The sequence below is a fragment of the Hallella faecis genome, from assembly GCF_018789675.1.
Classification (GTDB): Bacteria; Bacteroidota; Bacteroidia; order Bacteroidales; family Bacteroidaceae; genus Prevotella; species Prevotella faecis.
Window position 1 is genome coordinate 1 of the sequence record NZ_JAHKBE010000060.1, and the last position, 15151, is coordinate 15151.

Annotated in this window: 6 protein-coding genes; 3 read left to right on the plus strand and 3 right to left on the minus strand. The window is 51.7% G+C overall.

The window, feature by feature from the left end; genetic code table 11:
- Positions 1 to 164: 164 nt before the first annotated feature.
- The 3 genes from KM934_RS11090 to KM934_RS11100 all read left to right on the plus strand — a co-directional run bounded on the left by KM934_RS11090 (position 165) and on the right by KM934_RS11100 (position 10842).
- Positions 165 to 8033, plus strand: a complete 7869-nt coding sequence (locus KM934_RS11090; RefSeq protein ID WP_215760668.1) for a S8 family serine peptidase — start codon at positions 165 to 167, stop codon at positions 8031 to 8033.
- A 606-nt stretch (positions 8034 to 8639) separates the two neighbouring features.
- Positions 8640 to 9665 carry a porin gene (locus tag KM934_RS11095; protein WP_215760669.1) on the plus strand — a complete coding sequence of 342 codons (1026 nt, stop codon included), beginning with the start codon at positions 8640 to 8642 and terminating at the stop codon, positions 9663 to 9665.
- A gap of 19 nt (positions 9666 to 9684) precedes the next feature.
- A complete protein-coding gene (locus KM934_RS11100) occupies positions 9685 to 10842 on the plus strand; it encodes a CD0519/CD1768 family membrane protein (protein WP_215760670.1) in 1158 nt (385 codons plus the stop codon).
- A 171-nt stretch (positions 10843 to 11013) separates the two neighbouring features.
- On the opposite strand, the gene KM934_RS11105 is transcribed toward KM934_RS11100, so the two are convergent.
- The 3 genes from KM934_RS11105 to KM934_RS11115 all read right to left on the minus strand — a co-directional run bounded on the left by KM934_RS11105 (position 11014) and on the right by KM934_RS11115 (position 14785).
- Entirely contained in the window at positions 11014 to 12138 is a 1125-nt protein-coding gene (locus tag KM934_RS11105) for an AAA family ATPase (RefSeq protein ID WP_215760671.1), read from the minus strand.
- 415 nt (positions 12139 to 12553) lie between these two features.
- Entirely contained in the window at positions 12554 to 13123 is a 570-nt protein-coding gene (locus tag KM934_RS11110) for a sugar O-acetyltransferase (protein WP_215760672.1), read from the minus strand.
- A 387-nt stretch (positions 13124 to 13510) separates the two neighbouring features.
- Positions 13511 to 14785, minus strand: a complete 1275-nt coding sequence (locus KM934_RS11115; RefSeq protein ID WP_215760673.1) for an ATP-binding protein — start codon at positions 14783 to 14785, stop codon at positions 13511 to 13513.
- Between the last annotated feature and the right edge of the window lie 366 nt (positions 14786 to 15151).

Sequence of the window (15151 nt, forward strand, 5' to 3'; positions counted from 1 at the left end):
TTGTTGCTCAGGAACTTATAAATAAAGTTAAATTATAGTGTTGCGGAATTAAGGTATTATACGTTGCAGACAGGAGGACGACAGGAAAATATACCATACAACTGCGTTGCGAAGCGCAAACCATGTGAAGATAGATTATTTTTTTTATTTTTAATTTTACCGATATGCAAAAGAACTTGATTATGGGTCTGTGCAGTTTGATGCTCTTGTTGGGCATTGCCACTGCCGACGCACAAAGGCTCTTAGCTACATCTGAACCCCATTACGTAGAGGGTAAGGTTCGCGTGAAACTCCAGCCGGAGGTGGCGACGTTGCTCCAGCAGGTAACCCTGCCGAATGGAAGTGTGCAGAAGAAGGCAAAGGCTCAGTACGTAACGACCGGTGCGACAACGCTCGATCGCGTTGCGCAGAAAGTGAGGGCTGTGAGCATGAAGCGTGTGTTCCCGTACGCAGGTAAGGATGAGGCCAAGCACAAGGCTGCTGGCCTCGACCGCTGGTACGACGTCACCTTCGTGGAAGACGGTATGACAACCGCTCAGGCACGCAATCTTTACAAGTCGACAGCTGGTGTGGAGTATGCGCAGCGCATACCCATCTACCAACCTTACGGAGGCGAGAGCTTCCGCGCCGTGTCGCCAACCGATGTGACATGGGTGCAGAAGGCGCTCTCTACCATGCCGTTCAACGACCCCTTGCTGCCTAAGCAGTGGCACTACTACAACAATGGGTCCATCGAAGGAACCGTGGCGGGGAACGACATCAACGTGTTCCCTGCCTGGGAGAGTGGTGTGGCGGGATCGAAGGATGTCATTGTGGCCATCATCGATGGTGGCTTCCAAATCGACCACCCCGACCTGAAGGACAACCTCTGGGTCAACGAGGCTGAGCTCAACGGTGAACCCGGTGTGGACGACGACGGCAATGGATTCGTCGACGACGTGTATGGTTACAACTTCGTGATCAACTCTTCGAACATCAACGCACATTCACACGGCACACACGTGGCCGGTACGGTGGGCGCCACCAACAACAACGGCATTGGTGTGTCGGGTGTGGCCGGTGGAGCTGATGGCACTGGTGGTGTGAAGATGATGGTTTGCCAAGTGTTCGACTCACGTGCGAGTAGCTCGGCAGAGGCCGACTTCGCAGGAGCGCTCGTCTATGCTGCCGACCGTGGCGCAAGCATCGCCCAGTGCTCATGGGGTATGGGTATGGCTGACGAGGAGGACAAGGCCGTCTCGGAAGCCGTGAGATATTTTACGAAGAACGGCGGCGGCGAGAAGATGAACGGTGGACTCTGCATCTTCGCAGCTGGAAACAATGGCGAGGAAGGCAATTTCTATCCTGGATGCCTCGACGAGGTGGTGGCCGTGGGTTCTATGGGAGCCGACGGTATGGTGACCAGCTATTCCAACTATGGAAAGTGGGTCGATGTAACCGCTCCTGGTGGACTGGAGGACTATGGTGAGCAGTATGGCGTGTTGAGCACATTGCCCAACAGCAGCTATGGCTACAACGAGGGTACATCAATGGCCTGCCCGCATGTGTCGGGTATCGCAGCGCTCATCCTCTCGAAATATGGCAACAAGAACTTCTCTAACGAGACGCTTCGCACGCTCCTCACCACGTCGGTGAACGATCTCTATACCAAGAACCCCACCTATGCGGGACTGATGGGATCGGGTTACATCGATGCTTACAAGGCGCTGCAAGGCAAGGAGGGTAGCGTGCCTGAGGCCGTGGCCGACTTTACGGTGACTGCTTCGCACGACAACGCCCTCATCGAATGGATCATCCCCGATACTGAGGAGAAGAGCATCGACCACCATGTTATATATTATAGCACGGAGCCGTTTACAGCCAGCGATAACCTCAATAAGCTCAACTCGGTGTCGGTGGACACTAAGTTTAAGTACTCTGGCGAGCCGGTGGCTTACGAGCTCGAAGGACTGAAGGCTTCTACGAAATATTACTTCGCCATCGTGGCTTACAACCGTTGGGGTAAGGCTTCGGCCATGTCGCCCGTGAAGGAGGCTACGACCAACGCTGGTCCGAAGGTGCAAGTGGATAAGACGACGCTCAACATGACGGTCGACGCTGCCAACGCTCCTACGGCAGAGGCTTCATTCAACATCAAGAACGCTGGCGAGGGTATGCTGAAGTACCAACTCACAACTGCCACGACACGTGCCACGATGTCGACCAAGGCGCGCGCTGAAAAGCCGACGCCTGGCCAGGTGGTGCCCTTCAGCGGAACCGTGGCTCCCACGCTTGCCAAGAGTAACGTCGTGGCGACAAGCGACTATCAGGCTTCTGATTGGCCCACCACTCTCACCTACTCGGAGTCGCTCTATAGCTATCTGGGTGAGTCGGACGTGAAGATGCCTAACGCATTGGCTCAGTATTTCTATGTCGACAAGAAGACCTATCCCAATGGATTCAACCTGACGGCCCTGAAGTTCCAAGGCCACAATGGTGAGGATCCTGTGATTGAGATTTACGACGGTTCGCGTTCGATCTCAACGGCAAGCCTCATTCAGAAAGTCGACTATAGCCTGTGGGCTTACAACTATAACATCACGCTGGGCGAGCAGATCTACTTCGCGCCCGGCACAAGTTTCTGGGTGGTGGCTAAGTTCCCTGCCGGAGCCAAGAATCCGCTCGGCGCTGGTAAGACAAGCCGCGACGATGTGGCGCAGTATAGCTTCTACAGTTCCAACAACGGTGCCACATGGACACAGCTCACCGAGGTGCTCAAGGGCTCAAGCTTCGAGGCCGTATCCGACCATCTCACATGGGCCGTGCAGGCCATCAGCGCAAATCCCGATTGGAGCCAGGTGCTCAACCCGGAGCCTATAAGCGGTGAGGTGCGCCCAGGCGAGAGCCAGGCGGTGACGCTTAAGAACGACGGACAGAAGCTCGTCAACGGAACCTATAAGTTCAACATCCATGTGAAGACCAACGAGGCGGTCGACTCGAAGAAGAAGGTGGCGCTCACCATGACGGTCAAGGGCTACCTGCCTGAGTTGCACAGTCAGCAACTCATTGATTTTGGCAACCTGCTCGTGGGTCAGAAGAAGACCATCGATGTGGAGCTGACCAACAGTGGATACGGTGTGTTTGGTGGCGAATATGGCTACCTGCAAAACAAGAAGAATGTGGTGTCGTCGTCCGATCAGTTTGATGTGTCGAAGGGCATGCGGGACATCGCGGCTCGTTCTACCGGCAAGCTGCCTGTGACATTCAAGCCTACAAAGGCTGGCAATTTCACCAGCAACATCACTCTGACCGACAAGAACGGCATCAAGCACACGTTCGTCGTGCGCGGTGTGGCTTCGGCCACGGCAACCCTTGAGGTGGCTAACAGCGAGTTCGACCTCGGCGACCTGAAGGTGGGCGGTGAGACAAAGACCGCTACCGTGACGCTGAAGAACACGGGCGAGTATCCGTTGCAATACGTGTTCCCGAAGTATTCGTCGGCCAAGATCGATGGTTCTACGGCACGTGTCCACAAGTTTGGTTATACCATTAAGTCGAATGTTGGTGATGATGATTCGTTCGAATATGAGCCGGCGCCTGAGTTGGCCGACGAACAGGACATCACCTCGCAGTTCAATAGCAACAACTGGCAGTCGGGTCCGATCAAGGTCGGCTTTAAGTTCCCGTTCTACGGCAAGGAGTACGATCAGGTTTACATCTCGTCTTACGGCGGTTTGAGCATGTTGCCCATCGAGGGACGCATCTCGTGCATGGTGCCGACGGGCGACTGTGTGCAAGGTCTCGGCTACGTATCGGCCTATACCAACTCTGGTTGGATGGACATGGGCGGCAACAGTAAGATCTCTTACGGCCACAAGGATGGCAAACTCTATGTTAAGTTTAAGGATGTGGTGACACCGGCCACCGAGGGTGGCGGTGAGACAACAACGCTCAGTTTCCACATGGCCCTTTGTCCTGACGGTAGCGTCGAGGTTTATTACGACGACTATAATCCGGCAGGTGTGTTTGGCAGCGGTGGCAACAACTTCGTGGGCGTGAGCAATATCGAGGCCAACGACGCGTGTGTATTCACCGACGCCAGTCTCGTACACTCGGCCAACGAGGGTGTCGACGCTCCTTATTATGATATCATGACGGGTAGCGCCATCAAGATTGTGGCTCCCGCCAAGTCGATGGTCAAGAGTCTGTCGAGCACCGATGGTTACATCGGAAACGGCGACAGCAAGGACATCACCGTGACGCTTGCGGCCGGAGACGACCTCTACGCTGGTGAACTGACCAACTATCTCACGGTGCTGACCAACGATCCTAAACACGCCAGCAGCAACATCACATTGAAGGCCAACATTGTGGGCGACAACCTCAAGGCTGAGGCTGCGACCGACGTCAAGGCTGTCGACTTCGGCGATGTGTTCCGCACATCGGTGCAGAAGCGCCAGGTGTTGTTGAGCAACAACGGTAAGGATGTGCTGCACGTGAGCGGTGTGAGCGTGAAGAATGGCAAGTTTGGCGTGGCCGACGAGCTTAAGGAGGCATTCGATGTTCCAGCCGGACAGGGCAAGGATATCTCTGTCGTTCTGCCTACTGAAGAGAAGGGCGCCGTAGAGGATGCGCTTGTCATCGCATTGGCCGACGGCACGTCGCTCGAGGTGGCTCTCAAGGGTAATGTCATCGGCACACCGCTGTGGAGCGTTAGCCCCGAAGCTATCGAGGAGGAGACTCCTTACGGCGTGAATGTCGTGAAGAACGACATCAAGGTGACCAACAATGGCGACGAGAACCTCACCTTCTCGGCCGAGCCCGCCACATGGTATCGTGCGCTCGATGTGGAAGAAGAGGGCGACTCGCAGGTCGACTATGTGTTCCATTCTAAGAGCGATGGCTTCGACGTTCCGTTCGAGTGGGTGGACATCACCTCCGACTACACGGAGCACATGCCTTACTCTTACTACATCGACAAGACCGACTTCAAGAAGGTCACATTGCCGTTCGAGTTCCCGTTCTACGGCAAGAAGTACAAGGAAATGTACATTTACAACACGGGCTTCGTATCGTTCGACGCCCCTGTGGAGGATTACAAGCAGTTCCCCGAGCCGCCGGCAAGCCTTCCTACAACAGAGACGTTCTACAGCAACATCATCTGTCCGTTCTGGGGTAACCACTCTATGAACACTCCGTCGACCGACGGTGTTTATTACAAGGCTAACGAGAACGACGTGGTCGTGTCGTACAAGAACTATGGCAACACCATGATGCAGGGCATGAACTTCCAGGTCATCCTGCGTAAGGACGGCTCGTTCAAGTTCCAATACGACCTCGACCCCAATGGTTTCCAGCTGGGTGTGTTCGGTCTGTGCGGTATCATGGACCACAGCGAGACGCGCGGTATCACACCGGCAGATATGTACATCAACGCTGGCAACGCACTCGAGTTCACTCCTTATAAGAACTATGTGCTGGCTCCGGGTAAGAGCGCAAGCCTGCCTATCGAACTGTTGGCTGATAAGTTGGCTGACGTTTACCAATACGAGCTTAACGTGAAGACCAACGCTCCCGCCAACGAGAGCGTGAAGATTCCTGTTACACTCAACATTACCGGCGCTCCTGAGCCCGTGTTCCCCGAAGTGGTGAACGTGGAACAGGTGGTCGACGAGAATCCGATGAACCCCGTCTACCATGAGTTTACGGTAGAGAACAAGGGCTCGAAGGCATTCACCATCGACGATGTGGCTTCCGAATTGTTCATGGCTTCCGATCCCGACGATCCTTGGGCAATGCCTGAGGCTTTGCTCGAGGTTTACACCAACGCCAACAATGGCGGTGGCGACTTCCCCGATGGACCAGACATTGGTCTTGACGCCAATGGCACCATGGCTTGGACGCGTTACCAGTCGGGCATGATGGAGCCGATCGTTGTGGGCAAGGAGCCCGTGAAGTTCCGCATCACGCTCTATAACACCTATGAGGTTCGCCAGAAGGATTATCCGCTTCTCTTCACCGTCAGCGGACTCGATGAGGAAACCCACGAGTCGCTCATCAAGGTGAATGTCACAGAGGCGCCTGCCCTTTCGTTCGACCAGGATATGCTGTATATCGAGAATGTGGCGAGCGATTACGCAGGCGAGGCTACCGTCAACATGAAGAATGAGGGCGGTTACAAGCTCAACTACACGTTGCGTCTCGATCCGTCGGGCCACGATGAGGCTTCCGACGAGTTTGGCGGCGACAACCCATCACCGGCACTCAACGTCATCGCACATCCCACAACCGACCTCGCCAAGCAGTTTGCCGAGGCTTGGGTGGCTCCCTTCAAGGGCAAGAGCATGCTCAAGGCGTTGGGCCTGAGAAAGGTGAAGGACGATCAGAAGTTCTTCTATGATGTGCCCGAGGGCTTGGAGGACAATGTGCTCTACTATCCGGTGCTCAATCCTGTAAGCAGCGCTATCGCTGCCCTGATGGGTACAGGTGCCAGCGCACTCGATGAGAACTTCTATGCCGCCACACGCTACGAGGCACCTGCTGAGGGCTTCAACCTGACGCATCTCTACTTTGTGGGTACTGTGGGCGACTTGGAGAATGTGGACATTGAGGCTTCCGTGATTCTCGGCAACGATGTCACGGCTACAGAGAAGACCATCGGTCATGGTAAGATTCATGTCGATGTCGAGGAGCCTCAGGCCAATGGCAGCTATCAAGGTGTGCCGCGCATGCTCAAGTTCGACAATCCGATCTATATCAATCCTGCCGACACGTTCTACGTGGTGCTGAAGTATCCCGCCGGCTTTAAGTCGTCGGCGCTCATGGCTTCGAAGGACGGCGACATGGAAACCAACCGCTACATGGCTCACCTGAAGTCGCTGGGCGGATGGGTCGACATTGAGGCGCTCTACGATAATGTGCAGAACACAGGTGCCTTCGGTTACTTCATGACTTGCGTGGAGCATGAGAAGGGCGAGCCTTGGATCAAGTTGCTCAACGAGCAGAAGGAGGGAACGCTTGAGGCTGGCACATCAATGCCGCTGAAGTTCCATGTCAATGCCAAGAGCACTTACTTTGCCAAGGGCAACAAGGCCACACTTGTGGTGAAGAGCAACGACCCCGCAAACGCCGTCGTCAACTACCACATCTATCTCGACCGCAATGCGGCTCCGGCCATCGAGGCCCCCGAGGCTGTGGTTGCAGCAAGCCAAGGCAAGACCACTCAGGTGAAGGTCGTTGTGGCTGATCCTGAGGAAGAGGAGTTCACGGTTACCTTCTCCGACAACAAGGAGTATACCACGGTGGCTTCTTACAATGAGGCTGACGGTGTGACTTATGAGAATGGAACGTTCAATGTGCCTGAGGGCGAACAGCTCGAGGCTACGTTTGCCATTACTCCTGAGTATGGCTACGACAATGTGGGCAGTGGTGTGATTGCCATCAACGCCACCGATGCCAGCGGCAACGCTTCGACAGCCGACGTCAACTACAATGTGGTGTTCACCAACCGCGCACCCGAGTACATCGGACAGGAGGAGTTGACCTACGAGGTAGGACAGCAGTTGGGCGTCATCAGCTACATCACGCTCTTCAGCGATCCTGATGGCGACGACTTCACCTGCACCGCTTCTTCAAGCGATTCGAAGGTGGCAAGCGTCTTCGTCTCAGAGGATGGTCTTATCATCAACGCCAAGAAGGCTGGCACCACCGTGCTGACCCTCACGGCTACCGATGCCAACAACGGCGTGGCAAGTCATCAGGTCACAGTCAATGTGGTGCCTTCGACGGGCATTGCAGGCGTGACAGCCGACGGTGGCGACGTCACGGTCGACGCTGACGAGAACGGCAATGTTGGTGTTGTGGTCAATGGCGATGTGGCCGAAGCCACCTTGCGTCTCTACAACAACGCAGGCCAGCTTGTCGCTCAGAAGACCGCCCGCAACCTGCACGCTGGCGATAAGGTGATCCTCGTGGCCAATGGCAGCGCAGGAGTTTATCACCTCAACGCTGTGCTCGACGGCAAGACGTCGAACGTGAAGTTTGCTGTGAAGTAAAACGTTCAATCTCAGGCGCGGCCCATTGCCGTGCCTAAGAGATTCGCATAACAAGAGGGTGGAATGCCATTTGCGTCATTCCACCCTCTTTTCATATATCATTGATGGTTCCTCCTCTCAGAGCAGGCGGTGCTTTCTCTCCCAAAAGGTAATGGCTCCTCTCAGAGCAGGCGGTGCTATCTCTTACAAATACAAAGAGCTTCTCTTGGTTCAGGCGGTTCTTTCTTTTACAAATGGCGATATTCCCTCTCGCGGGGGACGGTTCTTCTACTCATCATCGAAGATTCTCTCTCTTCCTTCTCGCATGTCCTTGATGGATATTTATTCCATTGTCCAAATTTGATAGATGCCTCTATCCCTGCCTTCCCGCATGCGATCGATGGGTGCTTTTGTTCTTTCTCAAACACGAGTAATAGGCGTTTTCGTCTTTGGCTTTTCTGCCAACGCTTTTCTGTGTGCGTTCACCAATAGGTTTTCTTATCCGATTTTAGTTAATTTTTATATGTTATGAAAAAAAGATAGGCTAAATCGTAAAACATTCGGGATTTATTCATATATTTGCTGGGATTTAAGAAACGAAAAACTCTATTAACCTAATCTTTATTTATGAAATCACGTTTAGCTATTGTTGCCGGCTTGTTGTGTTTGGCTTTGCCCATGTTGGCAGATGACGACAGACCCACTCTGAACATTGACCTGCATTCGCGTGTGAGTTTTATGAACGACCGCGTGGGCAATGAGATTCGCCATGACGCTTCGGGCTTCAAGGGCGATTACTTCTTCCTGATTGCCAATGGACAGGTGGACGACCATTTCTCTTACTCATGGAGACAACGCATCAACAAGAAGATCGACCGCAACGATATGTTCGACGCCACCGATTGGTTGTATGTTTCTTATCAGGCCGACCGTCATTGGGGCGTGGCAGCCGGTAAGCAGGTGGTGATGATAGGTGGCTACGAGTATGACCGTTCGCCCATCGATATTTATACATCTTCTGAGTTTTGGAACAACATTCCTTGCTTCCAGTTTGGCGCCAGCGCCTCTTACACCACAACCAACGGTAAGAATCGTTTTGCGTTTCAGGTGAGCCAAAGTCCGTTTAACATTCCCCAGCATCGCGACATGCTTGCCTACAATGCTTTTTGGGGAGGCAATTTCGGTTTCTTGAATACGCTTTATTCGCTCAATATGATAGAGTATTCGCCGAGCCACTTCATCTCTTACATGGCCTTGGGCCACAAATTGAATGTTGGCAACGCTTCGCTCGAACTCGACTTCATGAATCGCGCCGCCAGTGGCCAGACCTTTATGTTTAAGGATTGCTCGGTGATGGCGCGCGTTGACTATCGTGTGCTGCCTCAGTTGAGCCTTTATGGCAAGTTTACCTACGACGTGAACCGTGCTGAGAAGGAGGCCGACAAGTGTGTTTTGCCGGGCACGGAGCTTACCGCCATTGGCGGTGGCGTAGAGGCTTACCCATTGAAGGGCAAGTCGGATGTGCGCGTCAGCCTGAGCGTGGCCCATTCTACGGGCACCAACTCGAACCCCGCGGGGACGATGTTGGACGACCAAACGACGGTGCGACTGGGTCTTGTGGCTAAGTTGCATGTGTTATCATGGAAAAAATAACCATTAAGCGAATATTGTTATGGCAAAGTATAACATGAATGGCAAAAAGCTTTTGCCAAGTGGCGTTTGGTGTTTAATCTGCGTTGTTGTGTTGTTCGGCTATTTGGGTTTCGTTATGGGCGTTCCCAACATGCTCAACACCATCATGAAGACAGCCCACGACCTCTTGCTCAACACCGTGTTCTACCTGATGAGTATCTGTGTGATTACGGGTGCCTTGGGCCGTGTGTTCGTAGAGTTTGGCTTGGTGGCCTTGCTCCAGCGCGCGCTCCGTCCCCTGATGGGTCCCATCTTCAATCTGCCGGGTGTGACGTCGCTGGGAGCCGTCATGACCTTCCTTTCCGATAACCCCGCCATCATTTCGCTTGCCAACGATAAGCGTTTTGCGAGCTATTTCAAGAAATACCAATTCATCTCACTTACCAACTTCGGTACCGCTTTCGGTATGGGCTTGCTTGTCATCGTGTTCATGGCGAGCCAGGGGTTCTATGCCGCGCCGCTCATCGGTTTGCTGGGCGCTTGCATTGGTTGCGTGTGCTCCACACGTCTCATGCAGCGTTTCGTGCTGAAGGCTTATCCCGAATATGCCGTTGAGGATGCCGTTTCGCCCGAGGAGATTGCCGAGGAGGAAGAAGAGGAAGACGAGAATCACAAGAAGACGGTGTTTATTCGCTTGCTCAACTCCATGCTCGACGGTGGCCGAAGTGGTGTGGAGGTGGGTCTGTCCATCATTCCCGGTGTGCTTATCATCTCTACCTGCGTGATGATCTTTACCTTCGGCCCTGCCGAGGACGGCACTTATTCGGGCCTCGCTTACCAGGGCGTAGAGTTGTTGCCTTGGCTTGCCAACAAGATCGATTTTGTTTTTGAGTGGCTCTTTGGTTTCCACGATCCTCATCTTGTGGCGTTCCCCATCACGGCTCTCGGTGCGGTGGGCGCTTCCCTGAGCTTGATTCCTGGCTTCATCGCCCATGGTTGGATTGATGGCAACGCCATTGCCGTGTTTACCGCCATTGGTATGTGCTGGAGCGGATTCTTAAGCACCCACACCGCCATGCTCGACTCACTTGGCTATCGCGACCTGACTCCTAAGGCCATCACCGCGCATTTCATAGGCGGATTGGTTGCAGCCGTTGCAGCCCACTGGATGTTCTTCCTGTTCACGTTGGTGGCGTGATAGGGCAAGACAAAGCATAAAATGACCAGGAAGTTTTCCATTCTTTATTCAAGAAAGATGGGAAACTTCCTGTTTTGTTTTTGCTGATGGTGTAGAACCTTCATAGGCATTACCCACATTCAATTCGCAAGGCTATGCCATGTAACTAACATCCACGGTATCGCTATCGCGCTACATCATTTCTCTTTTAAACCAAAGTTCAAATACACTATCAGCAAGGAATATACCATCTTTCTCAATGGCGATAATCTCTTTGTCAACCAAGCTTTTCTTTATACGGTCTATATTCGACTTACTGCCCAATGGATATATTTCAGAAACCGCTTGAGTGGTAAATCCTGAATGTATGTCTTTGCACAAAAGACGAATGAAGTTGAGCTGATAGGTAGTGAGCCCCTCTGTCTGTTGTATAAAGAGACTGCTGTTTTGCTCCAACAGGGCCCTCAAGCCTTCTTCAAAACACTCCTCGCTTACCTCTTTCTCTGTTTCAGCCATAACGTTCCATGCAAGTTGCTGCACATAAGATGAGTAATTCTTTACCACTTGGCATATTCTGCCAGCATACTCTTCTGTTATCTTCTTGCCGTACTTCTCGAATCGAGAGCAGATGAAGGGAACCCAATATTCCGTAGGAATACACTTGAGATGCAGCATCTCCCCAAACTGATAAAAAGGCATACGACGATTTTGGAAAATATTTTCCATCAGATGCTTCTTACTGCCAAAGAAGCAATAAGACACATTTTGATGATGCTGCCAAACGCCGCGTAGACGTTTTTGTATGGTCAGCGAGTCTGTGAACTCGCCTATCTGCTGAAACTCATCAATACATACTACAAGGCGAACGCCTTGTTCCTTGGCAATACGTTCAGGAAGATTCAAAATTTCCTCAGGAGAATAATCCTTGGGCGTTATTCCCAATGATACAGAAAACTCAGAGTTGGGTTCTGGGCTAAATGAAATTTTTGGCGAGATTCTAACCAAGAAACGCTTGATGTTCTCCATTACTTGCTCCAAATGGTTGCCAGTGGACTTCATGATTGTTTCGGCAAATCGGTTATAGAAATCATATTCACTTCGGCAATCATAGATGTCCATGTAGACGATTTTTAGCATAGGGTCGTCAATCTCGGAAATCACCTTTTTTATAAGTGAGGTCTTACCCATGCGTCTTGGAGATATAAGAATAACATTAACGCCATTTTCAAAGTCGAGCTTGATACGCTTGGTTTCTTCAATTCGGTCTGTAAAGTTATTGCCACCGACCGACATGCCATATACAAAAGCTTTCTCCATAATCTTTACTCCTTTCTCAATTAGATCACAAAGGTAATGAAAAAGAATGTAGTTCACAAGGTTGTGGACCACAAAGTTGTGAACTTGATTGAAAAATCTCATGGAGAATCCCGAGAAGACATGGAATGATATCCTTGCAAAGGAGATGCAAAAAGCGCCACCAGAACCAAGTCTTTTCGATTAGGGGGGCTTACTTTTGGAAAATAATCCCCGAAGTCCTATTTTACGGGGCTTCGGGGAGGATATTTATGCTCTTTGGAGTTTTACCGGACAGCTATGATATAGAAGGTAACGATAAATATGAAACGAACGTTGCACAAGCGAAACCATCATCACCATCCTGCTCACTATCGGCGCAACGAGGCGCAAGCGCAGATAGTGGAAGCAAGCTGTGGGAACATCATGATTTCTTTTGCTATTCCATTTCCCCTGCGTCGATCCTCTTGATGACCTTGGCGGGGTTGCCTGCTGCGATGCAGTTTGAGGGAATGTCTTTCACCACCACGCTGCCCGCTCCGATGGTTACGTTGTCGCCGATGGTCACACCGGGCAGTATGGTTACGCTACCGCCCAACCAGCAGTTGTTGCCGATGGTCACGGGCTTGGCCCATTCCTGCCGCGAGTTTCGTTCAGTGGGGTCGGTGCTGTGGCATGCGGTGTAGATGCTCACGTTGGGACCGATGAAGCAGTTGTCGCCGATGGTTACCTTCGCCTCGTCGAGCACGGTGAAATTGAAGTTGGCAAAGAATCGCTTGCCCACCCGTATGTGTTTGCCGAAGTCGCAATGGAACGGTTGGTTGATAAACGTGTCCTCGTCGGCCTTTCCCAGGATCTGCCTGATCATCTTGTTGCGCTCAGCGTGATGGGTGGGTCGTATTTGGTTATACTCCCAACAGCGGTCGTGGCAGGCGTACAGTTCTTTCACGAGGTCGGCGTCGGGCGCGTTGTAAACCATCCCGGCCTGTTGTTTTTCGTATTCAGTCATCGTTTTCGTGCTTTTGTTGTATGGATGGCGCCCTCTTCGGGCCATTATGGTTTGCCCCCTTATTGTGCAGAAGCCGCCATTCATCTGCAAAGGTATATGTTTTGCTGCAAAAAATCCTTGCGCCATTAGCCTTTTGTTGACCTTGGATGGTCGGTGTTTTGCCCTGATTCTCGCCATTTGTGCTTGCAAAAGTCGGGGGGGGCTGTCGCCAGCGTTGGTGTGTAGCCGATGGCGAGCCATGGTTTCAGCGTCGTCGTTGGGTGCTCCAGGAATATGCGTGCAATTAAAATATTATACTTTTCCGGCATTTGAGGTCATTTTGTTCCGGAAGTTGAGGCTGTTTTGTTCCGGAATTTGTGGCTATGCTTGTGTGCTTGCCGATGTGTTTTAGTCCTTCAAACAGCCAATTGGTATGACATACACGCCATCTTTTCTTTGATAGGCGAAATTGCCAACTCCAATAATTACAGCCATGAAAGAGGGCTTTTGCATCTTGTCTGTATCGATGGTGTTGGCTAAGGAGATCAGGTTGGCCGCACCTTCGTTAATCCGCTCCTCGCCTCCAATCTTCACTTCGAGAAGCGCATAACTGCCGTTGTGTCGATGCAGAACAGCGTCACATTCCAATCCACTGCTGTCTCGGTAGTGGTATAGTTCGCCATCCAAGGCTTCTGCGTAAACTCGCAAATCTCTCACCACCAAGTCTTCGAAGAACAATCCAAATGATTGTAAGTCATTCAGTAGGTCTTTAGGTCCCAATCGCAAGATGGCTGTGCCAATGCTGGGGTCTACAAAGTGCCGTGTGCTGGTGGTTCGGATGGCAGCTTTGCTTCGAATGTTAGGGTTCCAGGCTTCAAGGTCTTCTATGACAAAGAGCCTCTTCAATGCTTTTACATAATCGGCTACCGTATCTTCGCTCAGTGTGCTTGAATCGTTCGAAAGCATATCCTTGCGAATGGTGCTATACGACACTTGCTGCGAGATGTTTCTTGCGTATGAGCGCAATAGCAACCTCGTCCTCTCTGGGTTTCTATTGGTGTTGTCCACGCGTATAATGTCGCGCTGAACCACCGAGTCGGTATAATCGAATGCCTGGTCGAGAGCCACGGTTCGTGGTATCAATGTGGCCCAGGGCCAGCCTCCGCGACATGTGAGAAAGGCCAGCTCTTCCAGGTCTATCTTGTTGTGCATGACGCCAAATGGCTTTCCTTCAAACAAATCGGTCAAGCTGACGCTGCCAGTCGATTCCCCCGATTCATACAGGCTCATGGTGCGCATCTTGACGTAGGCAAATCTGCCTGTTCCGCTATGAATGGTTTCATTAGCGTTAGGAAGAACCGATGATCCGGTCAGGATAAACTGTGATGGTTCCCCTCTTCTGTCTACTTCGCTGCGTATTGTGTCCCATATAGTGGGCAAAGCTTGCCATTCGTCAATGAGTCGAGGTGTCGCGCCCTCCAATAATGTGCCAGGGCTCAATTCTATCATTTGCTTACTTTGAATCAGGGTGGAAGAATCTCCCAGGTCAAGTGTGCTTTTGGCTAATTGCTTGGCCGTTGTTGTTTTTCCGCACCACTTGGGTCCCTCTATCAAAACGGCACCTTTACCCATTATTTTCCGCTCTATTATTCGGTCTGCTATGCGTTGCTTGTATTTTGCCATAACTCTTTGATTTTGAGGGCAAAGATATAAAAAATATTATTCTGATCCAAGAAAAACTACTCCTTTTCCGGCATTTGTGATCGTTTTGTTCCGGAAGTTGAGGCTGTTTTGTTCCGGCATTTGTGATCATTTTGTTCCGGAAGTTGAGACCGTTTTGTTCCGGCATTTGTGGAAAAACTGAAGGTGGGTTGGCGACGAGAGGTTGTGAAGGGACTTCGTCGCCCCTGTTTCTCTCACGTTTTTTTATTCCAAAATTCGTAACAAACTATATTGAAATCTACACGCTTGTTTTCCACGACGCAAAGATTTGCGGCGCACCCGACAAACCCTGTGGAGTGCTGTGCAGATGCTAACCCAAAAACTATG

Excerpts from the sequence above, each read along its gene's own strand:
- KM934_RS11095 (WP_215760669.1), top strand. The coding sequence starts at position 8,640 with ATGAAATCACGTTTAGCTATTGTTGCCGGCTTGTTGTGTTTGGCTTTG.
- KM934_RS11100 (WP_215760670.1), top strand. The coding sequence starts at position 9,685 with ATGGCAAAGTATAACATGAATGGCAAAAAGCTTTTGCCAAGTGGCGTT.
- KM934_RS11090 (WP_215760668.1), top strand. The coding sequence starts at position 165 with ATGCAAAAGAACTTGATTATGGGTCTGTGCAGTTTGATGCTCTTGTTG.
- KM934_RS11105 (WP_215760671.1), bottom strand. The coding sequence starts at position 12,138 with ATGGAGAAAGCTTTTGTATATGGCATGTCGGTCGGTGGCAATAACTTT.
- KM934_RS11115 (WP_215760673.1), bottom strand. The coding sequence starts at position 14,785 with ATGGCAAAATACAAGCAACGCATAGCAGACCGAATAATAGAGCGGAAA.
- KM934_RS11110 (WP_215760672.1), bottom strand. The coding sequence starts at position 13,123 with ATGACTGAATACGAAAAACAACAGGCCGGGATGGTTTACAACGCGCCC.